The sequence below is a fragment of the Meinhardsimonia xiamenensis genome (assembly GCF_900102905.1).
In the GTDB taxonomy this organism is placed as follows: domain Bacteria; phylum Pseudomonadota; class Alphaproteobacteria; order Rhodobacterales; family Rhodobacteraceae; genus Meinhardsimonia; species Meinhardsimonia xiamenensis.
Window position 1 is genome coordinate 59,053 of sequence record NZ_FNFV01000005.1, and the last position, 23,867, is coordinate 82,919.

Below are 23,867 nucleotides of genomic sequence, written 5' to 3' on the forward strand. Positions count from 1 at the left end.
CTCACCCCGCCCCGAGCAGCGCTAGCGCATCCGCCGCAATCACCCGTTCCTCCTCGGCGGGCACAACCCACAGTCCGATGGCCGAGTCGGGCGCATGCAGGCGCGGGCCACCGGCCGCGTTTGCCGCTGCGTCGAGTCGCGCGCCGAGCCAGGTCATGCCGGCCGCGATGCAGGCGCGGATGGGCGCGGCGTTCTCGCCGATGCCGCCGGTGAAGGCCACAGCGTCCACCCCGCCCATAGCCATGATGAGCGAGCCCGCGTGCCTCAGCGTCCAGTAGCAGAAGTGCTCCACCGCGAACGCAGCCTCGGGCGTGCCCGCCGCGAGCAGCTTGCGCATGTCTGAGATGCCGCCCGAGAGCGCCTTGAGCCCGCTGTCGTGGTTGAGGATCGCCTGTGTGCGCTCAAGCCCGTGAATCTCCACCATCCTCAGCACGGCGGTCGCGTCGATGCTGCCCGCCCGCGTGCCCATGGGCAGCCCGTCAAGCGGCGAATAGCCCATGGTGGTGGCGACCGATCGGCCCTCGAGAATGGCGCAGGCCGAGGCGCCGTTGCCGAGGTGAAAGGCCAGAAGCCGCCGGGGCAGGGGCGCGCCCGAGATCTCGGGAAGCCGCGCGACAAGCGAGGAATAGCTCAGCCCGTGAAAGCCGTAACGGCGGATGCCGCGCGCCTCCTCCGCGCGCGGGATGGCGTAGCGCACCGCCACCTCGGGGTTGCTGGCGTGAAAGGCGGTGTCGAAACTGGCGAACTGTGGCAGCCCGGGGGCAATCTCGGCCAGCGCCTCTATGGCGGCGAGGTTGTGGGGGTTGTGCAGGGGCGCAAGCGGCACGCAGGCGCGGATCGCGGCCAGCGTTTCGGCCGTGATCCGCACCGGCCGCGTGAGCGCCGCGCCGCCATGCACCACCCGGTGGCCGGCCGCGCGAAGGCGCTTCACCTGAACGCCAAGCGCGGCCAGCGCCTCGAGCACCGCGGTGAGCGCGGCGCGGTGGTCGGGCAGGGCCAGCGTGCGCGCCCGCCCGTCGATCACGAGGCGGGCATCACCGCCGATGCCGGCGGCAATGCCCCGGTGCCGCTCTCCAAGCGCGCCATCGAAGAGCGCGAACTTGATCGAGGACGACCCCGCGTTCAGAACCAGAATGTCGCCGGCCGCACCGGCCACTTCAGGCGCCCTTCTGCGGGCGCATGTCGGCGGGGTCGATCCCGGCCACCTCCACCGGCTTCTTCATCGCATCGCGCCGGAAGGGCTCGCCCAGCTCCTGGTTGATGAGCGCCTCGATGAGCGTGGTGGTGTTGTTCTCCATCTGGTCGCGGATCGCCTCGTTGAGCGCCGCGGTGAGCTCGTCCATGGTGCGCACCACCACGCCCTTCAGCCCGCAGGCCTCAGCGATTCCTGCATAGGAGACATCCTCGTCAAGCTCGGTGCCGACGAAGTTGTCGTCATACCACAGCGTCGAGTTCCGCTTCTCAGCCCCCCACTGGTAGTTGCGGAACACGATCTGCGTGATCGCCGGCCACTCGGGCCGGCCGATGGCGGTGAGTTCGTTGACGGCGATGCCGAAGGCGCCATCCCCGGCAAAGCCCACCACCGGCGTGTCGGGGCAGGCGATCTTGGCGCCCACGATCGCCGGCAGGCCATAGCCGCAGGGGCCGTAAAGGCCGGGGGCGAGGTATTTCCGCCCCTTCTCGAAGCTCGGATAGGCATTGCCGATGGCGCAGTTGTTGCCGATGTCCGAGGAGATGATGGCATCGCGCGGCAGCGCTTGCATGATCGCCCGCCAGGCCATGCGCGGACTCATCCAGTCGGGCTTGGCCTTGCGCGCGCGCTCGTTCCAGGTGGTGCCGGGGTCGTCCTCCTCGTGATCCATCGAGGAAAGCTCCTGCGCCCAGCGCGACTTGGTCTGCGCGATCAGATTGCGCCGCTCCTCGCGGCCCGCGTCTCCGGCCGTGTCCGAAAGCCGCTCGAGAATGGCGCGCGCCACCTTGCCCGCGTCGCCGACGATGCCGACGTCGATCTTCTTGGTGAGCCCAATGCGGTCGGGGTTGATGTCGTTCTGGATGATCTTCGCCTCGCGTGGCCAGTAGTCGATGCCATAGGCAGGAAGCGTGGAGAAGGGGTTGAGCCGGTTGCCGAGCGCCAGCACAACATCGGCCCTTGAGATGAGCTCCATCGCCGCCTTTGAGCCGTTGTAGCCCAGAGGCCCCGCATGCAGCGGGTGCGAGCCGGGAAAGGCGTCATTGTGCTGATAGCCGCAGCAGACCGGCGCATCGAGCCGCTCGGCGAGCGCCACCGTGTCGGGGATGGCGCCGGCAAGGATCACGCCTGCGCCGTTGAGGATGACCGGAAACTTCGCCTCCGACAGAAGCCTTGCCGCTGCCTCGACCTCGCTTTCGCCGCCGGCGGGGCGCTCGAACCAGATGGGCTCGGGAAGCTCGATGTCGATCACCTGGGTCCAGAAGTCGCGCGGGATGTTGATCTGCGCCGGCGCCGAGGCGCGCCAGGCCTTCATGATCACGCGGTTGAGCACCTCGGCCACCCGCGAGGGGTCGCGCACTTCCTCCTGATAGGCGACCATGTCCTGGAAGACATGCATCTGCTCCACTTCCTGAAAGCCGCCCTGGCCCATGGTCTTGTTGGCCGCCTGCGGGGTGACCAGAAGAAGGGGGGTGTGGTTCCAGTACGCGGTCTTCACCGCGGTGACGAAATTGGTGATACCGGGGCCGTTCTGGGCGATCATCATGCACATCTTGCCGCTCGCGCGGGTGAAGCCGTCGGCCATGAACCCGCCCGAGCCTTCATGCGCGCAGTCCCAGAAGGTGATGCCCGCCTTCGGAAACAGGTCCGAGATCGGCATGAAGGCCGAGCCGATGATGCCGAAGGCATGCTGAATTCCGTGGCGCTGCAACACCTTCACGAAGGCTTCCTCGGTGGTCATCCGCATCTGGCGCTCTCCCTGACTTGCACCTGACCGGCCCGCGGGCCGTCCTCTTGCGCGCGGACCCTACTGCCCTCTACCCGCCCCCGATAGGGCCAGAGAAGAGGTGGCGATAGATCCAGTCTTGCCCGCAGAAGCAGGAAGCAGATGGGGCGTCAAACCTGCGCAGCTGACGGCGCGCCTGCCCGTGCCGCCGCTTCAGGGGCCGCGAGACCGGCGCGCTCAAGCAGTGGAAGCTCCCGCCTATCGACAGGACCAGCCGCGACAAATGGGACGACTGCACCGCGGCGAAGGAGGCGATGTTCTTCCACACCGACACGGCTGACGCGCCGTGGACGATCGTCAAATGGGATGACAAGAAGCGCGCGCCTCGATTACGTGCGCCACTTCCTGCATTCGCTCGACTACCCCGGCAAGGATGCCGGGCTCGTCCATGTCCCCGGCCCGCTGATCGTTGGCTGCGCGCAGGTCGTCGTCCTGCATTCCGACCGCATCCGCGGCGTCTACCCGCATCCGCACACCCGTACGCGTCGCGCGAAGACTTGCGGAGGCACTTGACTGCAACCCGTGCGGCGGGGGACAAGGCCCTGCTCCAGACGCCCCCGCAGGCAAGGGCGGGCGAGGACACGGGGGCGCGGGAACAGCAGGACGCGAGGCTGCAGGATTCGCATTCTCCTCACCGGCGGCACCGGCAAGGCCGGCCGCCACGCCGTCGCTTACCTGATCGAGCGCGGCCACCGCGTGCTCAACGTCGATCTGAAACCGCTCGACGCCCCGGTATGGACAACCGCATCGCCGACATCACCGATGCGGGGCAGATGTATGACGTGATGTCCTCCTATGCCGGATTCGACGAGCTCGAACCGGGCACCGGCGTGCCGCGCTTCGATGCAGTGGTGCATTTCGCCGCCATCCCGCGCATCCTGATGACCGCCGACAACGAGTGCTACCGCACCAATGTGCTCGGCACCTACAACGTCATCGATGCGGCGCTGAAGATGGGCGTGCGCAAGATCGTCTTCGCCTCCTCCGAGACCACCTACGGCATCTGCTTCGCCGATGGGGAGGTAAAGCCCGACGACCTGCCCATCGACGAGGATCACCCCACCGTGCCGATGGACAGCTACGCCATGTCGAAGGTCTGCAACGAGGCCACGGCGGGCAGCTTCCAGCGCCCCTCGGGCGCCGACATCTACGGCCTGCGCATCAACATCGTCTTCGAACCCCATGAATACCAAGATAATTTTTCTGCCTACATCTGCATGGAGAATTACCGGCTGGGAGACTTCTTCGCCTGTATCGATGCCCGCGACCTCGCCGCGGCCGTCGAGGCCTGCCTGCGGACGGACGGGCTCGGCTACCAGATCTTCAACGTCTCCAACGACGACCATTCGGTGAATCTCACCACCTCCGAGATCCTCGAGCGCTTCTATCAGGGCATGCCGGTGAAGCGCGCGCTGGGCGAGAGGGAGACGCTCCATGCCAATGACAGGCTCAAGCGCATGACCGGCTGGCGGCCGCGCCACAGCTTGCGAGACTGCCTTGACGATCCAGCACGCGCCTGATCCCATCATCCTGGTGAAAATACCCTTGCCGAAGGCACGCGCCCGGCACGGGCGCGGCCGCCCCCTTGTGCGCGCCCGCGCAACGTGCAGCATGGGGGCGCGCAGGAGCAGCGGGAGGCCGGGCAGTGCTCAGGGATGTGAAGTCGATCGAGGAGGTGCAAGAGCTTCTGGCCGGGCAGAAATACGTCTGCGGCCGGGCGCTGGCCACGGTGGTGTTTCTGGCGCTGAAGCTGAACAAGCCCCTGTTTCTCGAGGGCGAGGCCGGCGTCGGCAAGACCGAGATCGCCAAGGCGCTTGCCGGGGCGCTGGGGCGCGAGCTGATCCGCCTGCAGTGTTATGAGGGGCTTGATGCCGCCTCGGCCGTCTATGAATGGAACTTCGCCGAGCAGATGATCGCCATCCGCACCGCCGAAGCCGTGGGCGGGGCCGACCGCGAGACGCTGAAGGATGAGCTCTTCAGCGAGGAATACCTCATCGAGCGGCCGCTTCTGAAGGCGCTGCGCCCGCATGTGGACGGCCCGCCGGTGCTGCTCATCGACGAGATCGACCGCACCGACGAGCCCTTCGAGGCGTTTCTTCTCGAGGCGCTTTCCGACTATCAGGTGACCATCCCCGAGCTTGGAACGGTGCGCGCGCTCACCCCGCCGATCGTGGTGCTCACCTCCAACCGCACCCGCGAGGTGCATGACGCGCTCAAGCGCCGCTGCCTCTACCACTGGGTGGATTACCCGAGCTTCGAGCGCGAACTTGAAATCCTGCACGCTCGCGTACCCGAGGCGGCCGAGAGCCTCAGCCGCGAGGTGGTGGCCTTCGTCCAGCGGCTGCGCGAGGAGGATCTGTTCAAGAAACCCGGTGTGGCCGAAACCATCGACTGGGCGAAATGCCTGCTCGCGCTCGACGTGGTTTCGCTCAGCCCCGAGGTGATCGCCGACACGCTCGGCGCGATCCTGAAATACCAGGACGATATCATGCGCATCCAAGGCTCGGAAGCCGCGCGCCTTCTCAACGAGGTCAGGGCGGAGCTCGCCCCGGCGTGAGCGGGTCGCGGCAATGACGGACGGCGAGAGAACAGCCACCCCCCTCGACATCCCCGAGGACGGCAGGCTTGCCGAAAACATCACCCACTTCGCCCGTGCGCTGCGCAAGGCCGGGCTGCGCGTGGGCCCCGGCCACACCATCGAGGCGATCCGCGCGGTGCAGGCGGCGGGCTTCACCGAGCGGGCCGATTTCTACTGGACGCTGCACGCCGTCTTCGTCTCCCGCCCCGAGGAGCGCGCGGTTTTCCATCAGGTCTTCCGCCTCTTCTGGCGCGACCCGCGCTATCTTGAGCACATGATGGCGATGCTCCTGCCGGCGGTGCGCGGCGTGCAGGAGGAGCGGCGCGCAAAACCCGCCGAGAAGCGGGCGGCCGAGGCGCTGCTTGACGGGGTGGAGCGCGAGGCGCCGTCTCCGCCCGAGCCGCCGGAGGAGAGCGAGGAGCTTGTCATCGACGCTTCCCGCACCGCCTCGGCCGAAGAGCGGCTCAGAAGCCTCGATTTCGAGCAGATGTCGGCCGCCGAGATCGCCGAGGCCAAGCGGATGCTCGCGCGCCTCGCCCTGCCGGTGCCCCCCATCCGCTCGCGCCGCACCGAGACGAGCCGCCTTGGCCGCATGGCCGACTGGCGGCGCACCCTGCAAAAGGCGGCGCGGCAGGGCGGCGAGATCCGCGCCCTGTCGATGAAGTCGCCGCGCATCCGCTGGCCCAACCTCGTGGTGCTTTGCGACATCTCCGGCTCGATGTCGCAATACAGTCGGATGATCCTGCATTTCATCCATGCCGTGGCCAACAGACGGGGCGCAGGCTGGGCCAGGGTGCATGCCTTCACCTTCGGCACGCGGCTGACCAACATCACCCGGCACCTGCGCCAGCGCGATGTCGATGCCGCGCTCGCCGCGGCCGGCGCCGAGGCGCAGGACTGGGAGGGCGGCACGCGCATCGGTGCGTGCCTGCATGAATTCAACCGCGACTGGTCGCGGCGGGTGATGGGGCAGGGGGCGGTGGTGATTCTCATCACCGACGGGCTTGACCGGGGCGACCCGGAGGAGCTCGCCCATGAGATGGAGCGGCTGCACCTCTCGGCGCGCAAGGTGATCTGGGTCAACCCCCTCCTGCGCTTCGAGGGCTTCGCGCCGCTTGCCCGCGGGGTGCGGGCGATGCTGCCGCATGTGGACAGCCTGCGCGCCGGCCACAACATCGACTCGCTCACGGCACTGGCCGAGGCGCTGGCCCGCCCCGACGAGATCGGCGAGCAGGGCCGCCTCGCGGCGCTGGCGCGCGCGGGGTGAGCATGGCGACTGGCGCGGGGCGCCGCGCCGCGCCATATTCGGCGGGCAAGGAGGAGGCGCATGACCACGACCGACCGCACCGATCACGAGGATATCCCCGCCATCGCGCTTGACTGGCACCGCGCCGGCAAGGGCGCGGTGCTGGCCACGGTGGTGGAGACCTGGGGCTCGGCGCCGCGGCCGGTGGGCAGCCAGCTCGTGGTCTCGGGCGCGGGCGAGATCGAGGGCTCGGTCTCGGGGGGCTGCGTGGAGGGCGCGGTGGTGGTCGAGGCCATGGACGCGCTTGCCGACGGGCGCGCGCGCATCCTCGAGTTCGGCGTCTCCGATGACGAGGCCTTCGCGGTGGGGCTCGCCTGCGGCGGGCGCATCCGGGTGATGGTGGAGCCGGTCGGCGCGCAGATCCCCGAGGCGATGCTGGCCGAGCTTGTCGCCGCCCGTGCCGCGCGCGAGCCCATCGCCTATGTCGTGGATACAGAGAGCTGGACGCGCCGGCTTGCCCGCCCCGGCGACGCGGAACTCGGCGAGACGCTCGCCGCGCGTTTCCGCGCCGACCGCTCCGGCTTCGAGCCCGACGGCAGGACCTTCATCGCCATCCACAACCCGCCCTTGCGCATGGCCGTTGTGGGCGCGGTGCACATCGCCCAGCCGCTGATGGTGATGGCCCGGCTCGCGGGCTATGACGCCGCGCTCATCGACCCCCGCGAGACCTTCGGCTCGGCCGCGCGATTCCCCGGCGAGCGGATCATCGACGACTGGCCCGACGAGGCGCTCGCCGCCTTCGGGCTTGACGCGCGCACCGCCGTCGTCACCCTCACCCATGACCCCAAGCTCGACGACCCCGCCATCGAGGCGGCGCTCAGGTCGGACGTCTTCTACCTCGGCTGCCTCGGCTCCACCCGCACCCACGCCAAGCGTGTGGCGCGGCTCAAGGAGCGCGGCTTCACCGATGAAGAGATCGCCCGCATCCATGCCCCCGTGGGGCTCGACATCGGGGCGATGTCGCCCGCCGAGATCGCCATCGCGATCATGGCCGAGATCACCCGCGTCTTGAGAAAGGGCGCCTGATGCGCTTCGGCCCGGTTCCCGTCGCCGCCGCCGAGGGCGCCATTCTGGCCCATTCCGTGCCGGTGGAGGGCGGGCGCATCCGCAAGGGGCAACTCTTGCAGGCCGATGACATCGCCCGCCTCGCCGCGGCGGGGCTCGGCGAAGTCGTGGTGGCCCGGCTCGAGCCCGGCGACATGGGCGAGGATGCCGCTGCCGAGGTGGTGGCGGCCGCGCTCGTGCCTCAGCCGGAGGCGGCGGGCCTCACGCTGACCCCGGCGGCGACGGGGCGGGTCAACGTCTACGCGCGCGGCCCCGGCGTGCTGCGGGTCGATGCGGCGGCGATCCATGCCGCCAACCGGGTCGACCCGATGATCACCATCGCCACGCTGCCCGACTTCTCCCGCACCGGCGAAAGGCTCATGGTGGCCACGGTGAAGATCATCTCCTACGGCGTGCCGGCGGCCTCGGTGGAGGCGGCGGCGCTCGCGGCGCGCGGGGCGCTGCGGGTGGCGCCGGTGCGGCTGAAGACGGCGAGCCTGATCATCACCGACATCGGCAGCGGCCCCGGCAAGGGCGAGGAGGCGACGCGCGCGCGGCTTGCCGCGCTCGGGATGGAGCTTGCCGAGGTGAGGGTGGTGCCCCACCGGGTCGGGCTGCTCGCCGGGGCGCTCGCGGAAGTGACCACCGACCTCGCCCTGATCCTCACCGCCTCGGCCACCTCCGACCCGCGCGACGTGGGCCCCGAGGCGGTGCGGCGCGCGGGCGGGGTGGTGGAACGGTTCGGCATGCCCGTCGATCCGGGCAATCTCCTGTTTCTGGGCCGCATCGGCGCACGGCCGGTGATCGGGCTTCCGGGCTGTGCGCGCTCGCCGGCGCTGAACGGGGCGGACTGGGTGCTCGAGCGGGTGGTCTGCGGGCTTTGGCCGAGCGCTGACGACATTGCCGCCATGGGGGTGGGGGGGCTTCTCAAGGACATCCCCGCGCGCGGCCTGATGCGCGAGCGCGCGCGCCGCTGACGCCGCCCCCTGGCGAATCGGTGCACAAGCAAAATCAGGGGCTTCTCATTCGCCTGAACCCGTGCTTCACTCTCGCCCGAACAATCATGGGAGGAGCAAGATGGCACAGGTCTCCATGACCGTGAACGGCAAGCCCGTGACCGGCGAGGTCGAGGGGCGCACGCTTCTGGTCGATTTCCTGCGCAACGGTCTGGGGCTCACCGGCACGCATGTGGGCTGCGACACCAGCCAGTGCGGCGCCTGCGTGGTGCATGTCGATGGCCGCGCGGTGAAGTCCTGCACGATGCTCGCGCTCGAGGCCGAGGGCGCGGAGGTGAAGACGATCGAGGGCATGGCCAACCCTGACGGCTCGCTGTCGGTTATCCAGCAGGCGTTTCAGGACCATCACGGTCTCCAGTGCGGCTTCTGCACGCCGGGGATGGTGATGAGCGCGGCCGCGCTCCTGGCCGAGAACCCCAAGCCGACCGAGGCGGAGATCCGCCATTATCTTGACGGCAACCTCTGCCGCTGCACCGGCTATCACAACATCGTCAAGGCGATCCTCGCCGCCTCGGGGCAGGATGTGAGCATCGCCGCCGAATAACCGCTCCCGCATGCGCCCGGCGGCGCGCGGTCATGCGCCCGCCCCGCCGCGCGAGACGGGAGGAGGCGCCGCAAGGCGCGGGCCGGAGCGCAAGGCGCCGGCCGCAGGAGACAAGGGAGGAAGGAAATGCCAAAGGATCATGGCATTGGCGCCAGCCAGAAGCGGCGCGAGGATGTCCGGTTTCTCACCGGGCGGGGGCGTTACACCGACGACATCAACCTGCCCGGACAGGCCTACGTGGCTTTCGTGCGCAGCCAGGTGGCGCATGGCATTCTGAAGGGCGTCGACACCTCGGCGGCCGAGGCGAGCCCCGGTGTCCTGCGTGTCTTCACCGGCAAGGATTTCGAGGGCGTGGGCGGGCTGCCCTGCGGCTGGCAGGTGACGGACCGTTTCGGCCAGCCGATGCAGGAGCCCGCGCACCCGGTGCTTGCGCAGGGCAAGGTGCGCCATGTCGGCGAGATCATCGCCGCGGTGGTGGCCGAGACCTACGAGCAGGCGCGCGACGCGGCCGAGAAGGTGGTGCCCGACATCGAGGAGCTGCCGGCTGTGGTGGACATGCGCGCCGCCCTCGCCGACGACGCGCCGAAGGTGCACGACGATCTGAAGAACAACCTCTGCTATGACTGGGGCTTCGTCGAGGAAAACCGCGAGGCGGTGGACGAGGCGATCCGCAACGCGCCGCATGTCACCACGCTCGAGCTCGTCAACAACCGGCTGGTTCCCAACGCCATGGAACCGCGGGTGGCGATCGGCGACTACAACCCCGGCACCGACGAGTCGACGCTCTACACCACCTCGCAGAACCCGCATGTGATCCGGCTTCTGATGGGCGCCTTCGTGCTCGGCATCCCCGAGCACAAGCTGCGGGTGGTCGCGCCCGACGTGGGCGGCGGCTTCGGTTCGAAGATCTTCCACTATGCCGAGGAAGCCTTCTGCACCTTTGCCGCCAGACAGCTCAAGCGGCCGGTCAAATGGACGGCGCAGCGCTGGGAGTCCTTCATGTCGGACGCCCACGGCCGCGACCATGTGACGAAGATCGAGCTTGCGCTCGACAAGGAGGGGAACTTCCTCGCCGTCCGCACCGAGACGCTGGCCAACCTCGGCGCGTATCTCTCGACCTTCGCGCCCTCGGTGCCGACGTGGCTGCACGGCACGCTGATGGCGGGCAACTACAAGACCCCGCTCATCTATGTGAACGTGAAGGCGGTGTTCACCAACACCGTGCCGGTCGATGCGTATCGCGGGGCCGGGCGGCCGGAGGCGACGTATCAGCTTGAGCGCGTGATCGACAAGGCTGCGCGCGAGCTGGGGATGGACCCCATCGAGATCCGGCGCAAGAACTTCATCACCGAGTTTCCCTATCAGACGCCGGTGGCGCTGGTCTACGACACGGGCAACTACCATTGCACCATGGACAAGCTCATCGAGATCGCCGATCTCGACGGCTTCGAGGCGCGGCGCAAGGCGAGCGAGGAGAAGGGCCTTCTGCGCGGGCTCGGGGTGAACTGCTACATCGAGGCCTGCGGCATCGCGCCCTCGAACCTCGTCGGCCAGCTCGGCGCGCGGGCAGGGCTCTACGAGAGCGCCACGGTGCGGGTAAACGCCACCGGCGGCGTGGTGGTGATGACTGGCGCGCACAGCCACGGGCAGGGGCATGAGACGACCTTCCCGCAGGTGATCGCCGAGATGATCGGCATCGACGAGTCGATGGTCGAGATCGTCCATGGCGACACCGCCAACACGCCGATGGGCATGGGCACCTATGGCTCGCGCTCCATCGCGGTGGGCGGCGCGGCAATGGTGCGGGCGGCCGAGAAGGTGATCGCCAAAGCCACGAAGATCGCCGCGCATCTGATGGAGGCGGCACCCGAGGACATCGAGCTGAAGGGCGGGGAGTTCATCGTCAAGGGCACCGACAAGCGGATTGCCTGGGGTGACGTCTGCCTTGCGGCCTATGTGCCCCACAACTACCCGCTCGAGGAGCTCGAGCCGGGGCTTGAGGAGACGGCCTTCTATGATCCGGCCAACTTCACCTTCCCCGCCGGCGCCTACGCCTGCGAGGTGGAGGTTGACCCAGAGACCGGCAAGGTCACCATCGACCGCTTCGCCGCCGCCGACGATTTCGGCAATGTCATCAACCCGATGATCGTCGACGGGCAGGTGCATGGCGGGCTCGGCCAGGGCATCGGCCAGGCGCTGCTTGAAGGCTGCGTCTATGACGAGAACGGCCAGCTTCTGACCGGCTCCTACATGGACTACGCGATGCCGCGGGCCTCGAACCTGCCATTCTTCACCGTCGACCATTCCTGCAAGACGCCCTGCACCCACAACCCGCTCGGAGTGAAGGGCTGCGGGGAGGCCGGTGCCATCGGCTCGCCGCCGGCCGTGGTCAATGCGGTGATCGACGCGCTGCATCGCGCAGGCCACACCCATGTGACCCATATCGACATGCCGCTGACCCCGGCGCGGGTGTGGCAGGCGATCCACGGCTGAGCGTATCGGGCGGCGGCGCGCCCGGTTCCGCCGCCGGAATTGGGTATTTGGACCAGGATGATGGGAGCTTCGGGGTGCTTGATCCCGAACGTCCCGCCCGAGGAGGAACGAGATGTACGAATTCGAATTCGCACGCCCCACAAGTCTCGCCGAGGCGCTGGCAGCGCTGAAGGCCGAGGATGCCCAGCCGCTCGCGGGTGGCCAGACGCTGATACCGACCCTCAAGCAGCGGCTCGCAAGCCCGTCGGTGCTGGTGAGCCTGTCTGCGATCGAAGAGCTCAAGGGCGTGCGCCGGGAGGGCGACACGCTCTGCATCGGCGCGGCCACCACCCATGCCGAAGTGGCGCGCGAGGCGGCGGCGCACTACCCGGCGCTCGCCGCGCTCGCCGGGGGCATTGGCGATCCGGCGGTGCGCAACCGCGGCACCATCGGCGGCTCACTTGCCAACAACGACCCGGCGGCCTGCTACCCGGCCGCGGTTCTGGCCTCGGGGGCCACGGTGGTGACCAACGCCCGCGAGATCGCCGCTGACGACTTCTTCCAGGGGCTGTTCACCACCGCGCTCGAGGAGGGCGAGATCATCACCGAGGTGCGCTTCCCGATCCCGCAGGCGGCGAACTACCAGAAGTTCGAGCAACCGGCGTCGCTGTTCGCGCTTGTCGGCGTGTTCGTGGCGCGCTTCGCCGACGGGGTGCGCGTTGCGGTGACGGGGGCCTCCGAGGAGGGCGTCTATCGCTGGGAATCGGCGGAGGAGGCGCTTTCCAAGGAATTCCGGCCCGATGCGCTGATGGGGCTGAGGATGAACCCCGCGAACATGATTCACGACATCCACGGCACCAAGGAATACCGCGCCCATCTCGTGGGTGTGCTTACGCGCCGGGCGGTGGCAGCGGCGCGCGGCTGAGCCGCGGCAACGCCGCCAAAGACGACGCCCCGCCAGTGGCGGGGCGTTTTCCTTGCGGTACCTGAACTCGGCCCGGCGCGTGTCAGCGGCTGACCGGCCCGATCATCATCACCATCTGCCGGCCTTCCATCTTGGGCATGTTCTCGACCTTGCCGAGGCCCTCGACATCGGCCGCGACGCGCTCGAGAAGCTGGCGGCCGAGATCCTGATGCGCCATCTCGCGGCCCCGGAAGCGCAGCGTCACCTTCACCTTGTCGCCATGCTCGAGGAAGCGCTTCACGTTGCGCATCTTGACCTCGTAGTCATGCTTGTCGGTGTTGGGGCGGAACTTGACCTCCTTGACCTCGATGGTCTTCTGCTTCTTCCGCGCCTCGGCCTCCCGCTTCTGCTGCTCGTACTTGAACTTGCCGAAGTCCATGATCTTGCAGACGGGGGGGGTCGCGTTGGGCGAGATCTCCACCAGGTCAAGGCCCACCTGCTGGGCCAGCGCCAGCGCCTTTTGCGGTGGCACCACCCCGAGGTTCTGTCCATCCGGGCCGATCAGGCGAATCTCGGGCGCCCTTATCCGTTCGTTGACGCGGGGGCCGGTATCGCGAACGGGCGGGGCGTGGTGCGGTCTGCGGGCTATGGCTGTATCTCCCTGGTCACTGCCGAAAATCGAGACCGGAAACTACCTTTCGCCCCGCGCCGTTTCAAGCGGCAAAATCGCGTCCGGCGGCCCGTTTCAGTCAAGAAAGGCCTTCTCGACCACATAGGTCTGGGGATCGGAGTTGGCGCCCTCCTCAAGCTCCCAGTCCTCGAGCAGCGCCTTGAGCTCGAGGTTGAAGGCAAGATTGCCGCAGATCATCGCCCGGTCCTTCTCAGGCGTGATCGGGTCGAGCCCGAGATCCTCGAACACCTCGCCCGAGCGCAACAGGTCGGTGATGCGGCCCATCTTGTGGCTCTCCTCGCGGGTGGTCGTGGGGTAGTAGTGGAGCCGCTTCTCGAAGCCCGCGCCAAAGAGCTCCTGATAGAGTTCATTGGTGCGCAGGTCCTCGATGAGCTCGCGCCCGTAGGTCAGCTCGCCCACCTCCCGGCAGGTGTGGGTCAGAATGACCTGATCGTATTTCTCCCAGGTTTCCGGCTCGCGCAGGAGCGAGGCGAAGGGGGCGATCCCGGTGCCGGTGGCGAAGAACCAGAGCCGCTTGCCGGGCAGGAGCGCGTCATGCACCAGCGTGCCCACGGGTTTGGGGCGCAGGATGATCTGATCGCCCGGGCGAATGTGCTGAAGCCGCGAGGTCAACGGCCCGTTCGGCACCTTGATCGAGTAGAACTCGAGCTCGTCTTCCCAGCTCGGCGAGGCGATCGAATAGGCGCGCAGCAAGGGCTTGCCGTTGTCGCCCATGAGCCCGATCATCACGAATTCGCCGGCGCGAAAGCGGAAGCTCGGCGGCCGCGTCACCCGGAAGCGGAACAGCCTGTCGGTGTAATGCTGCACCTCGGTCACGGTCTGCGCATCGGGCAGGGCGGGCTTCCTCGGCGCGGGGGTGGCGGCGGCGGTGTCGGTCACGGGTCTGAGCTCGGTCATCTTCATGCATCATCCGGCGGGGTCGGTGGCCCGATACCGCCGGAGCCTCTGATAGTCGTTGATCTGGATCAGGAAAAGGGCCGCATCAGCCGCGCAGCCGCGACTGATGGTCGTGCTCGCGCCAGTTGGCGCGGGAAAGCCACTGCTCTTCAGGCTGGCGGCGGGCGAGCGCATCATCGATCTCGACCTCGTCGAACCCCGAGCGCCGGGCCATGGCATACTGCTCGGCAATGACGTGACCCGCCGCCCGCAGCCGCCCGCGATAGCCCATCAGCCGCAGCCGCCGGGCAATGGTGAAACCGCGCCCGTCGGCAAAGCTCGGAAACAGCACGCGGATCATCTCCACGCCGTCGAGCCGGCCGGCAAGCTCCAGAACATTCGTGTCCGGAGCCAGCTCGAGCGCGCGCGGCGCCTCGAAGCCGCCCTGCCAGTCGTCGGGCGAAAAGCCCTTGTCGGTCACGATCACCGTCATGTCCTGTCCTCCAACCCGGGGCCGTGCCGGGTGTCATCATCCTGGTTCAAATACCCTCGCCGAAGGCGCGCGGCGCAAGCCGCGCTCCCCCCGCGCCTCAGCCGCGCGCCGCCGCTCCGTCGGGGCCGGGGCCGCGCACCGCGCGCCCACCGATGAAGTGGATGCCGCATTCGGTCTTCGCCCGGCCCGGCCAGCGCCCGGCGCGCGGATCCTCGTCGTCCGAGGTCGGCTGGGTGCAGGGCGCGCAGCCGATCGATCGGTAGCCGAGGCTCACCAGCGGATGGCGCGGCAGCTCGTGTGCGTCCATGTAGCCGCGCACCTCCTCGGCCGACCAGCGCGCCAGCGGATTGATCTTCAGGCGTCCCGTTCCGGTTTCCGCCTCGACCACCGGCAGCGCGCGCCGGGCACCGCCCTGATAGCGCTTGCGCCCGGTGATCCAGGCGGCAAAGCCCTCGAGCGCGGCCGCGAGCGGCTCGGTCTTGCGCAGGGTGCAGCATCCGTCCGGGTCCGACAGGTGCAGGATGCCGTCGGGATCGCGCCTGAGCACCTCGGCGCGGTCGGGGGTGATCCGGCGCACGTCTTTGAGGCCCAGTTCCTCGGCCAGCCGCCGCTGATAGGCCAGCGTCTCGGCAAACAGCATCTCGGTGTCGAGAAACAGCACCGGCAGCGACGGCTCAAGGCGCGAGACCATGTGCAAGAGCACCACCGACTCGGCGCCGAAGGAGCTGACCAGCGCAAGCGGGGCCAGCGCCTCCTCGGCCAGCGCGGCGGCAAGGATCTCCTCCGCCGCCGCTCCCTCGAGACGGGCGTCAAGCGCGGCCGCCCGCTCCGCGAGCGTCCGGGTTTCGGCATCAAGCGGCATCGGCCTTCTCCTCGCCATAGAGCGCGGCGTGGAAGGGCGCGTGGCCCACCCGCCGCAACGTCTCGCCAAACCGTTCCGCGGGGCTCTCGCGCAGCTCGAGATAGGCCAGCATCAGCCGCTCCACCGCGGGCACGATCTCGTCGTAGGAGAAGCCCGGGCCGGTCCGGCTGCCGATGGCCGCCTCGGGCCCGGCGTCGCCGCCCAGCGTGATCTGATAGGTCTCCACGCCCGCACGCTCGAGGCCGAGAATGCCGATGTCGCCCAGGTGATGGTGGCCGCAGGCGTTGATGCAGCCCGAGATCTTGATCTTCATCGGGCCCACTTCATGCTCGATCCTGAGTTCCTCCACGCGCCGGGCAATGCCCTGGGCGACGGGAATGGAGCGCGCGGTCGCGAGCGCGCAGTAATCCATGCCGGGGCAGGAGATGATGTCGGAGGCAAGCCCGACATTGGCCGTGGCCAGCCCCGCGGCCTTCAGCCGGGCGTGGATCTCGGGCAGATCGGCCTTGTGGACATGCGGCAGCACGAGGTTCTGCTCGTGGCTCACCCTGATCTCGCCGTGGCCGAACTCCTCGGCGAGATCGGCGACAAGGCGCATCTGCGCGGCGGTGGCATCGCCCGGCGTCGCGCCATGGGCCTTCAGGCTGATGGTCGCGATGGCGTAGCCCTCGGTCCGGTGGGGGGCGAGGTTGGTGTCGGCCCAGGCGCGGAAAACCGGGTCGGCCGCGCGGGCGGCCTCGAAGGGGGCGGTGTCGCGGCGGACGAAATCGGGTGCGCGGAACATCCGCGCAATCCGCGCGAGCACCTCCTGATCGACGCCGGTGAAGCTGGGGCGCAGCTCGGCAAAGCGGGCCTCCACGAGCTCGCGGATGCGCTCGATGCCCAGCTCGTGCACGATGATCTTGATGCGCGCCTTGTACTTGTTGTCGCGCCGTCCGAACTCGTTGAAGACGCTCAGGATCGCCTCGACGTAGGGCAGCAGGTCTTCCTTGGGCAGGAAACTGCGCACGACCTTGCCGAGCATCGGCGTGCGCCCGAGCCCGCCGCCCACCAGCACCTCGAAGCCTTCCGCCCCGTCGGCGTTGCGCACGATCCTCAGCCCGATGTCGTGAACAGCCGTCGCCGCCCGGTCCCGCGGGCTTCCGGTGATGGCGATCTTGAACTTGCGCGGCAGGAACTGGAATTCGGGGTGGTCGGTGGACCACTGGCGCAGAAGCTCGGCCCAGGGGCGCGGGTCGGCGATCTCGTCGGCGGCGGCGCCGGCGAAGTGATCGGCGGTGACATTGCGCACGGTGTTGCCCGAGGTCTGGATGGCGTGCATGTCGACCTCGGCCAGCGCCTCGAGGATGTCGGGAATGTCGATCAGCCGCGGCCAGTTGAACTGGATGTTCTGGCGCGTGGTGAAATGGCCGTAGCCCTTGTCCCACCGCTCCGCGATCATGGCGAGCTGGCGCAGCTGGCGCGGGTTGAGCGTGCCGTAGGGGATGGCCACCCGCAGCATGTAGGCGTGCAGCTGCAGATAGACGCCGTTCATCAGCCTCAGCGGGCGGAATTCGTCCTCGGTCAGCGAGCCGTCGAGCCGGCGCGCGACCTGGGCGCGGAACTGCCTGATGCGCTCGGCCAGAAAGGCGCGGTCCTCTGCGGAATACTCATACATTTCCCAGGGCCTCCTGCTTGCCGTGGGGGTAGTTGGAAGGACCCTTGGCGCGGAACGCCTCGCGGAAATGCGCAGGCTCGACCGCGCCGCCAGGGCCGCGGCGGGCGGGGGCGAGATAGGCGCCGACCACCCGGTCGGGCTGGCCCTGCGCGAACAGAAGCCGGATCTGCGCATGCGCCTCGTCCTCGATCAGCTCGGCCTCGGCAATGCGCGGTGTCCAGCGGTCATCGGCGGTGAGATACACCACCTCGCCGCCCAGAAGCTCGTTGGCGGTAACCACCTGCGCCTGGGGTGCGCCGGGTTTGCGCCTCGGTGATGCGCTCGTCATGGCAACCTCCTGCTCTGCATGGCTTGCCTTTGGCGGGAAATTAGGAGATTTTCCCCACGAAACGCCATAGGGTCGGAAAAATAAGAACACTTGTTCTCCAAAAGGTGAAGGGAAAAGACGATGTCCCAAGATCGGGCGAAGGAGGAAACGCCGGTCCGGCTTGACGAGCTTGACCGGAAAATCCTCGCCGAACTGCAGCGCGACGCCTCCCGCTCGCTTGACGAGATCGCCCGCGCGGTGGGCTCGTCGAAGACCCCGGTATGGAACCGCATCCGCAAGCTCAAGGCCGCCGGCGTGATCCGCAAGGAGACGGTGATTCTCGACCCGGACGCTCTGGGGCTCGAGGCCTGCTTCTTCGTGCTCGTGCGCACCTCCGAGCACGAGGCCGGCTGGCAGGCGCGGTTCCTCGAGGCCTTGCGCGCGCGCCCCGAGGTTCTCGAGGCGCACCGGCTCGCAGGCGAGATCGACTATATCCTGAAGGTGCGGGTGAAGAACGCGCGCGCCTATGACGCCTTCTACCAGGCGCTGATCTCGGAGGTGAAGATCTTCAACGTCACCGCGCTCCTGTCGATGGAGGAGATCAAGGCCACCACCGAGCTGCCGTTGTAGAGCGCGGTGCGCTCACTCGACTTCATTCCGCCCGGGGCGCGGGACGCGGCCCGGGCATGCGCCCGCCCGCCCCCTGGCGGGCGCATTCGCGCCCACCCGGGCGGCCGCATGCCCTCCGTTCGGCTTTCCGGCAAATCGGTTTGGCTTCCACATGCTGCAAGAGCGGGATGAGGTCGAATGGAACCGCCCGCTCCGCGGCACCGCGATGACGCGGTGCGTTGCCCTTGCCGATTCAACCCCGCTTCATCTCGTTCCAGCTGCGCGCCTCAGATCGCCACCACCTCGAGCGGCGGAAAGCCGTTGAAGCCGACAGAGGCGTAGGTGGAGGTGTAGGCTCCGGCGTTGCGGATGATCACCCGGTCGCCGGCGGCGAGCGAGAGGGGAAGCATCACCGGCCGGCGCTCGTAGAGCACATCGGCCGAATCGCAGGAGGGACCGGCGAGGATGCAGGGGCCCGTCGCCTCGCCATCCTTCTCCGTCAGGATCGGATAGCGGATCGCCTCGCCCTCGCACTCCGCAAGCCCCGAGAAGCGGCCGATGTCGAGATAGACCCAGCGGTGCAGATCCATGGGCGACTTGCGCGCCACAAGCAGCACCTCAGCCCCGATCGCGCCCGCCTCGGCGACAAGCCCGCGCCCCGGCTCGGCCATGATCTCGCGCGCGTCGGGAAAGCGCGCGTCCACCTGCGCCATCACCCCCTCGGCGTAAGTCCGCGGCGCGGGCACGGCGCTGTCGTAAGCCGCGGGAAAGCCGCCGCCGATATTCAGAAGCCGCAGGTCATGACCTGCCGCCCGCGCCGCCGCCCAGACCGCGGCGACCTGATCGAGCACCGGCCGCCACATGGAGGGCGCGCGCGTCTGCGAGCCGACGTGAAAGGAAAGCCCCGCCGGCTCGAGCCCCAGCGCGCGCGCCCGGTCAAGGAGCGCAAGCGCCGTCTCGGGCGCGCAGCCGAACTTGCGGCTCAGCGGCCAGTCGGCCTCGCTCGAGGCGACGGCAAGGCGGATGTAGACCGAGGCGCCGGGCGCGTGCGCCGCGATCTTGTCAATCTCCTCCTCCGCGTCGGCGGCAAAGAGGCGCACGCCCGCGGCATGGGCGAAGGCGATGTCCGCCGGCCGCTTGATGGTGTTGCCGAAGCTGATGTCGGCGCCGCGCGCGCCCGCGGCGATGCAGGACTCGATCTCGGCGCGGGAGGCGGCATCGAAGCGACAGCCCTCGGCGGCGAGGCGGGCGAGGATCGCGGGGTGCGGGTTGGCCTTCACCGCGTAGTGGATCGCGGCCCGCCCGAGCCCCGCTGCAAGCGCGCGGTAGCGCGCGGCAACGGCCTCGGTGTCGATCACCAGCGTCGGCCGCTCAAAGCGGCTCCCGGCGATGAAGCGCTCGGCACGGGTGAGGCAAGCGAAGCGAGGGGCGCGGGCGCCCTCGGGCAGCGTGGTCATGGGTCTCTCTCCAACAGACCGGGGGCCGGACAGGGCCCGAGTTCCAGCGGGGAGACGTTACCGTCGCTGCATGGGCGCGAAGCCGGGGCTCCGGCCAGAGGCGCGTGCGTTGGCGTCCGTGGCGCGCGACATGGCTGTTCCGGTCGCGAAAATCAAGAAAAAAATGCGGCCGGCGCACATTCCGCACGCCGGCCGCCGGGTCTGCCGCGCGCGGCGGCAGGATCTCAGTCGATGCGCGACAGGAGCGCGTCGATGGACTCGCGCGCATCGCCATAGAGCATGCGCGTGTTCTCCTTGTAGAACAGCGGGTTCTCGATGCCCGAATAGCCCGTGCCCTGACCGCGCTTGAGCACGATCACGTTCTTGGCCTTCCACACCTCCAGAACCGGCATGCCGGCGATGGGCGAGTTCGGATCCTCCTGCGCGGCGGGGTTCACGATGTCGTTGGCGCCGATGACGATGACGACATCGGTATTGGGGAAGTCGTCGTTGATCTCGTCCATCTCCAGCACGATGTCATAGGGCACCCGCGCCTCGGCCAGAAGCACGTTCATGTGCCCCGGCAGCCGCCCGGCGACGGGATGGATGGCAAAGCGCACCTCCTTGCCCTTCGCCCGCAGCTTGCGCGTGAGCTCGGCGACGGCGTTCTGTGCCTGCGCCACCGCCATGCCGTAGCCCGGCACGATGATGATCGAATCGGCCTCCTCAAGAAGCGCGGCCGCGCCGTCGGGGTCGATCGGCACCATCTCGCCCGAGACCTCGGCCGCAGGCCCGCCGGTGCCGCCGAAGCCGCCGAGGATCACCGAGATGAAGGAACGGTTCATCGCCCGGCACATGATGTAGCTCAGGATCGCACCCGAGGAGCCGACGAGCGCACCCACCACGATCAACAGGTCATTGCCGAGCGAGAAGCCGATCGCCGCGGCCGCCCAGCCCGAGTAGCTGTTGAGCATGGAGACGACCACCGGCATGTCGGCTCCACCGATGCCCATGATGAGGTGATAGCCGACGAAGAGCGCGGCGAGCGTCATCACGAGGAGCGGCAGAAGCCCGCCGCTCTGGAAATACCACACGATGCACAGAAGCGAGACGAGCGCGGCAGCGGCGTTGAGCGCGTGCCCCCCCGGCAGCTTCTTCGCCGCCGAGGTGATCTTGCCCGCGAGCTTGCCGAAGGCCACCACGGAGCCCGTGAAGGTCACCGCCCCGATCAGGATCCCGAGGAAGAGCTCGAGCCTGAGCACCGCGATCTCGGCAGCGGTCTTCTTGGCCACGACCGCGGCGAAGCCCTGAAACTGGCCGATCACCGGCTTGGCCGCCGCCACCACATCGGCGTTGGCGTGCTCGGGCAGCGGAAAGGGGATCCCGGCGGCCATGTAGGCGGCGGTGACGCGCCCGATCTCGAGATGGGCGTTGAAGCCCACGAAGACGGCCGCGAGGCCGACGAGGCTGTGCATGGCCGCGACAAGCTGGGGCATCTCCGTCATCTGCACCCGCTTGGCCACATACCAGCCGATCACGCCGCCCGCGGCGATCAGGATCAGCGACAGCCCCCAAAGCCCCGCACCGGGCCCGGCGAGCGTGGCGACGACCGCCAGCGCCATGCCGACGATGCCGTACCAGACGGCGCGCTTGGCGCTCTCCTGGTTCGACAGCCCGCCCAGCGACAGGATGAAGAGGACGGCGGCAACGACATAGACCGCAACGGTGAAACTGGTTCCCATGATCTCCGCCTCCTCAGGACTTCTGGAACATGGCGAGCATGCGCCGGGTGACGAGGAAGCCGCCGAAGATGTTGATCGCGGCCATGAACACCGAGGCGGCGGCAAGCACCACCACGAGCCATGAACCCGATCCCATCTGCATGAGCGCGCCCACGATGATGATCGAGGAGATGGCGTTGGTGACTGCCATCAGCGGCGTGTGCAGGCTGTGGGCGACGTTCCAGATCACCTGGAAGCCGACGAAGACGGCGAGCACGAAAACGATGAAATGGGCCATGAAGCTCGCCGGCGCATAGGCGCCCACAAGCAGCATCGCAAGGCCCCCGAGCGTCAGCAGGCTCACCTGCCGGCGCGTGGCGGCGCGGAATTCGGCAAGCTCCTGGGCGCGTTTTTCTTCGGGCGTCAGCTCCTTGGGCTTGGGTGCCTTCGCCGGCGAGGCGATGGCCTGCACCTTCAGGGGCGGCGGTGGCCATGTGATCTCGCCGCCATGGGTGACGGTGGCCGAGCGGATGACGTCATCCTCCATGTTCACCACCGCCACGCCGTCCTTGTTCGGCGTGAGGTCGCTGACCATGTGGCGGATGTTGTTGGCATACATCGTCGAGGCCAGAGGCGCCATGCGACTCGGAAAGTCGGTGTAGCCGATGATGATGACGCCGTTTTCGGTGACGATGCGCTCGTCGGGCACGGTGAGATCGCAGTTGCCGCCGCGCTCGGCGGCGAGATCGACGATCACCGAGCCGCGCTTCATGGCCTTGACCATGTCCTCGGTCCACAGCTTCGGCGCCGGGCGGTTGGGGATGAGCGCGGTGGTGATGACGATGTCCATCTCGGGGGCAAGCTCGCGGAACTTCTCGAGCTGCTTTTGCCGGAACTCCTCGGACTGCGGCGCGGCATAGCCCCCCGTGGCCGCCGAATCCTGGTTCTCGTCGAATTCGAGAAAGACGAACTCCGCCCCCATCGACTTGATCTGCTCTGCCACCTCGGGGCGCACGTCGAAGGCATAGACCTGCGCGCCGAGGCTCACCGCGGCGCCGATCGCGGCAAGCCCCGCCACGCCCGCGCCGACCACCAGCACCTTGGCCGGCGGCACCTTGCCCGCCGCCGTGACCTGACCGTTGAGGAAGCGGCCGAAATTGGCGCTCGCCTCGATCACCGCGCGGTAGCCGGCGATGTTGGCCATGGAGCTCAGCGCATCCATCTTCTGGGCGCGCGAGATGCGCGGGACCATGTCCATCGCGATGACGGTGGACTTCTTCTCGGCGCAGAGTTTCAGAAGCTCCTCGTTGGCGGCCGGGTAGAAGAAGGAGATCAGGATCTTGTCCTTCGTCAGCCGCTTGGCCTCGGTCTCGGTGGGCGGGCGCACCTTGGCCACGATGTCGGCGGCCTTCCACAGACCGGCGGCCGTCTTGACCACTTCGACACCGGCTTCTTCATATTCCGCGTCGGAAAAGCCTGCCGCCTCGCCCGCGCCCGACTCGATCAGGCATTCATAGCCCAGCTTCTGCAGAGCACGGGCGCTCTCGGGGGTCATGGCGACCCGCGCTTCCCCCCTTGCCACCTCCTTTGGCGTGCCGATCTTCACGTCTCTCGCCCCTTTTCGCACAACCGCCGCCTCTTCGGGCGGCCGGAAGGTTTCATATACCACCGATCAGGAATGCGCCACATTTCACGGGAATGCGCCCCTCAACCGAAAGTTTGCGACATCCTGCCGCGCGCGCGCAACAAAGTTTCGTGCCGGGTTCCCACGGCCGCTCAGATCCAGCGCCGCGTGCGCTCGGCCCACCGCTCCCAGGCCGGGCCGAAGGAGGCGCGCAGGCGGCGCTCCTCGGGGATGATGAACCGCCGCTGCAGCACCCAGGCGAAGACGGGGATCAGCAGAAGCGGAAGCGCGGCCCCGAGCCAGACCAGAAAGCCCGCCAGAAACAGCACATCGCCGAGATAGATCGGATTGCGCGAGAAGCGGTAGATGCCTGTCGTCACCAGCGCCCGTGCCTCGCGGTGGGGCACAACCGTCGTGCGATGGCGGCGCAGCTCGACGACGGCGGCAAACATCAAGACCAGCCCTGCGGCCACAAGCACCGGCCCCACCGGCACCGACCAGGGCCCCAGCGGCGGCTCGGGCAGGAGCACCGCAAGCCCCCAGCCCATGGCACAGAAGGCGGCAAGCCAGACCGGCGGGGTGTCGATCCACTTCATGGGCCACTTCATGGCGCCGAGCCTAGGCGTCGGGCGGGCGGCGGGCAAGGCGGCGCGCAGGGGGCGGAGCGGGCCGCTGACGCGAAAGCGCCGCACCGGCCGCGGCCGTCGTCTTGCAAGGACGCTGGCGAGTTCATAGCTCGGGGGCGTGTTCAA

Annotated in this window: 20 protein-coding genes and 2 pseudogenes; 10 read left to right on the forward strand and 12 right to left on the reverse strand. The window is 68.5% G+C overall.

Annotated features, from left to right (window positions below; translation table 11 throughout):
• Position 1: 1 nt before the first annotated feature.
• A complete protein-coding gene (locus BLQ14_RS11205) occupies positions 2-1,156 on the reverse strand; it encodes an acetate/propionate family kinase (protein ID WP_092500663.1) in 1,155 nt (384 codons plus the stop codon).
• A 1-nt stretch (position 1,157) separates the two neighbouring features.
• Entirely contained in the window at positions 1,158-2,936 is a 1,779-nt protein-coding gene (gene xsc, locus BLQ14_RS11210) for a sulfoacetaldehyde acetyltransferase (protein WP_092500664.1), read from the reverse strand.
• A 185-nt stretch (positions 2,937-3,121) separates the two neighbouring features.
• Between xsc and BLQ14_RS11215 the strand changes: the two are divergent.
• The 9 genes and pseudogenes from BLQ14_RS11215 to BLQ14_RS11255 all read left to right on the forward strand — a co-directional run.
• Positions 3,122-3,488, forward strand: a pseudogene (locus BLQ14_RS11215) (polyphosphate kinase 2); the annotation flags it as partial.
• Between the two features lie 105 nt (positions 3,489-3,593).
• Positions 3,594-4,495, forward strand: a pseudogene (locus tag BLQ14_RS11220) (NAD-dependent epimerase/dehydratase family protein).
• Positions 4,496-4,620: 125 nt separating this feature from the next.
• Complete coding sequence (locus BLQ14_RS11225; protein ID WP_092500665.1) at positions 4,621-5,532, forward strand: AAA family ATPase; 912 nt, start codon at positions 4,621-4,623, stop codon at positions 5,530-5,532.
• 13 nt (positions 5,533-5,545) lie between these two features.
• On the forward strand, positions 5,546-6,820 hold the full coding sequence (locus BLQ14_RS11230) for a vWA domain-containing protein (protein WP_092500666.1): 1,275 nt from the start codon (positions 5,546-5,548) through the stop codon (positions 6,818-6,820).
• A gap of 60 nt (positions 6,821-6,880) precedes the next feature.
• On the forward strand, positions 6,881-7,885 hold the full coding sequence (locus BLQ14_RS11235; protein WP_092500667.1) for an XdhC family protein: 1,005 nt from the start codon (positions 6,881-6,883) through the stop codon (positions 7,883-7,885).
• Positions 7,885-8,880, forward strand: coding sequence for a molybdopterin-binding protein (locus tag BLQ14_RS11240; RefSeq protein ID WP_092500668.1), 996 nt, complete (start codon positions 7,885-7,887; stop codon positions 8,878-8,880). The genes BLQ14_RS11235 and BLQ14_RS11240 overlap by 1 nt, the downstream gene beginning before the upstream one ends.
• Before the next feature lie 100 nt (positions 8,881-8,980).
• A complete protein-coding gene (locus BLQ14_RS11245; RefSeq protein WP_092500669.1) occupies positions 8,981-9,463 on the forward strand; it encodes a (2Fe-2S)-binding protein in 483 nt (160 codons plus the stop codon).
• Positions 9,464-9,589: 126 nt separating this feature from the next.
• Complete coding sequence (locus tag BLQ14_RS11250; protein ID WP_092500670.1) at positions 9,590-11,956, forward strand: xanthine dehydrogenase family protein molybdopterin-binding subunit; 2,367 nt, start codon at positions 9,590-9,592, stop codon at positions 11,954-11,956.
• 112 nt (positions 11,957-12,068) lie between these two features.
• A complete protein-coding gene (locus BLQ14_RS11255; RefSeq protein ID WP_092500671.1) occupies positions 12,069-12,860 on the forward strand; it encodes an FAD binding domain-containing protein in 792 nt (263 codons plus the stop codon).
• Positions 12,861-12,942: 82 nt separating this feature from the next.
• On the opposite strand, the gene infC is transcribed toward BLQ14_RS11255, so the two are convergent.
• The 6 genes from infC to BLQ14_RS11285 all read right to left on the reverse strand — a co-directional run bounded on the left by infC (position 12,943) and on the right by BLQ14_RS11285 (position 17,746).
• Positions 12,943-13,518 carry a translation initiation factor IF-3 gene (gene infC, locus BLQ14_RS11260; protein WP_425412110.1) on the reverse strand — a complete coding sequence of 192 codons (576 nt, stop codon included), beginning with the start codon at positions 13,516-13,518 and terminating at the stop codon, positions 12,943-12,945.
• Positions 13,519-13,584: 66 nt separating this feature from the next.
• Positions 13,585-14,427: a ferredoxin--NADP reductase gene (locus BLQ14_RS11265; RefSeq protein ID WP_092500878.1), complete on the reverse strand. Its 843-nt coding sequence runs from the start codon at positions 14,425-14,427 to the stop codon at positions 13,585-13,587.
• Between the two features lie 85 nt (positions 14,428-14,512).
• Positions 14,513-14,899, reverse strand: coding sequence for a DUF934 domain-containing protein (locus tag BLQ14_RS11270; RefSeq protein ID WP_092500673.1), 387 nt, complete (start codon positions 14,897-14,899; stop codon positions 14,513-14,515).
• 97 nt (positions 14,900-14,996) lie between these two features.
• Positions 14,997-15,761, reverse strand: a complete 765-nt coding sequence (locus tag BLQ14_RS11275) for a phosphoadenylyl-sulfate reductase (protein WP_092500674.1) — start codon at positions 15,759-15,761, stop codon at positions 14,997-14,999.
• Entirely contained in the window at positions 15,751-17,418 is a 1,668-nt protein-coding gene (locus tag BLQ14_RS11280) for a nitrite/sulfite reductase (protein WP_092500675.1), read from the reverse strand. The genes BLQ14_RS11275 and BLQ14_RS11280 overlap by 11 nt, the downstream gene beginning before the upstream one ends.
• Complete coding sequence (locus BLQ14_RS11285; RefSeq protein WP_092500676.1) at positions 17,411-17,746, reverse strand: DUF2849 domain-containing protein; 336 nt, start codon at positions 17,744-17,746, stop codon at positions 17,411-17,413. The genes BLQ14_RS11280 and BLQ14_RS11285 overlap by 8 nt, the downstream gene beginning before the upstream one ends.
• 120 nt (positions 17,747-17,866) lie before the next feature.
• Here BLQ14_RS11285 and BLQ14_RS11290 point away from each other — a divergent pair, with 120 nt between their 5' ends.
• Positions 17,867-18,355 carry an Lrp/AsnC family transcriptional regulator gene (locus BLQ14_RS11290; protein WP_092500677.1) on the forward strand — a complete coding sequence of 163 codons (489 nt, stop codon included), beginning with the start codon at positions 17,867-17,869 and terminating at the stop codon, positions 18,353-18,355.
• A gap of 266 nt (positions 18,356-18,621) precedes the next feature.
• Here BLQ14_RS11290 and BLQ14_RS11295 read toward each other — a convergent pair whose 3' ends face one another.
• The 4 genes from BLQ14_RS11295 to BLQ14_RS11310 form a co-directional block, all read right to left on the reverse strand.
• Positions 18,622-19,791, reverse strand: coding sequence for a type III PLP-dependent enzyme (locus tag BLQ14_RS11295; protein ID WP_092500678.1), 1,170 nt, complete (start codon positions 19,789-19,791; stop codon positions 18,622-18,624).
• Positions 19,792-20,015: 224 nt separating this feature from the next.
• Positions 20,016-21,512 carry an NAD(P)(+) transhydrogenase (Re/Si-specific) subunit beta gene (locus BLQ14_RS11300; protein WP_092500679.1) on the reverse strand — a complete coding sequence of 499 codons (1,497 nt, stop codon included), beginning with the start codon at positions 21,510-21,512 and terminating at the stop codon, positions 20,016-20,018.
• Between the two features lie 13 nt (positions 21,513-21,525).
• Positions 21,526-23,097, reverse strand: coding sequence for a Re/Si-specific NAD(P)(+) transhydrogenase subunit alpha (locus BLQ14_RS11305; RefSeq protein ID WP_092500879.1), 1,572 nt, complete (start codon positions 23,095-23,097; stop codon positions 21,526-21,528).
• 170 nt (positions 23,098-23,267) lie between these two features.
• Positions 23,268-23,711 carry a methyltransferase family protein gene (locus BLQ14_RS11310; RefSeq protein ID WP_092500680.1) on the reverse strand — a complete coding sequence of 148 codons (444 nt, stop codon included), beginning with the start codon at positions 23,709-23,711 and terminating at the stop codon, positions 23,268-23,270.
• Positions 23,712-23,867 lie beyond the last annotated feature (156 nt).

Bases quoted from the DNA above. Each gene is read 5' to 3' on its own strand.
- BLQ14_RS11295 (WP_092500678.1), bottom strand. From the start codon at position 19,791: ATGACCACGCTGCCCGAGGGCGCCCGCGCCCCTCGCTTCGCTTGCCTC.
- BLQ14_RS11230 (WP_092500666.1), top strand. From the start codon at position 5,546: ATGACGGACGGCGAGAGAACAGCCACCCCCCTCGACATCCCCGAGGAC.
- BLQ14_RS11265 (WP_092500878.1), bottom strand. From the start codon at position 14,427: ATGACCGAGCTCAGACCCGTGACCGACACCGCCGCCGCCACCCCCGCG.
- BLQ14_RS11285 (WP_092500676.1), bottom strand. From the start codon at position 17,746: ATGACGAGCGCATCACCGAGGCGCAAACCCGGCGCACCCCAGGCGCAG.
- BLQ14_RS11310 (WP_092500680.1), bottom strand. From the start codon at position 23,711: ATGAAGTGGATCGACACCCCGCCGGTCTGGCTTGCCGCCTTCTGTGCC.
- BLQ14_RS11240 (WP_092500668.1), top strand. From the start codon at position 7,885: ATGCGCTTCGGCCCGGTTCCCGTCGCCGCCGCCGAGGGCGCCATTCTG.
- BLQ14_RS11235 (WP_092500667.1), top strand. From the start codon at position 6,881: ATGACCACGACCGACCGCACCGATCACGAGGATATCCCCGCCATCGCG.
- BLQ14_RS11250 (WP_092500670.1), top strand. From the start codon at position 9,590: ATGCCAAAGGATCATGGCATTGGCGCCAGCCAGAAGCGGCGCGAGGAT.
- BLQ14_RS11245 (WP_092500669.1), top strand. From the start codon at position 8,981: ATGGCACAGGTCTCCATGACCGTGAACGGCAAGCCCGTGACCGGCGAG.
- BLQ14_RS11275 (WP_092500674.1), bottom strand. From the start codon at position 15,761: ATGCCGCTTGATGCCGAAACCCGGACGCTCGCGGAGCGGGCGGCCGCG.
- BLQ14_RS11280 (WP_092500675.1), bottom strand. From the start codon at position 17,418: ATGTATGAGTATTCCGCAGAGGACCGCGCCTTTCTGGCCGAGCGCATC.
- BLQ14_RS11300 (WP_092500679.1), bottom strand. From the start codon at position 21,512: ATGGGAACCAGTTTCACCGTTGCGGTCTATGTCGTTGCCGCCGTCCTC.
- BLQ14_RS11255 (WP_092500671.1), top strand. From the start codon at position 12,069: ATGTACGAATTCGAATTCGCACGCCCCACAAGTCTCGCCGAGGCGCTG.
- BLQ14_RS11270 (WP_092500673.1), bottom strand. From the start codon at position 14,899: ATGACGGTGATCGTGACCGACAAGGGCTTTTCGCCCGACGACTGGCAG.
- xsc (WP_092500664.1), bottom strand. From the start codon at position 2,936: ATGCGGATGACCACCGAGGAAGCCTTCGTGAAGGTGTTGCAGCGCCAC.
- BLQ14_RS11290 (WP_092500677.1), top strand. From the start codon at position 17,867: ATGTCCCAAGATCGGGCGAAGGAGGAAACGCCGGTCCGGCTTGACGAG.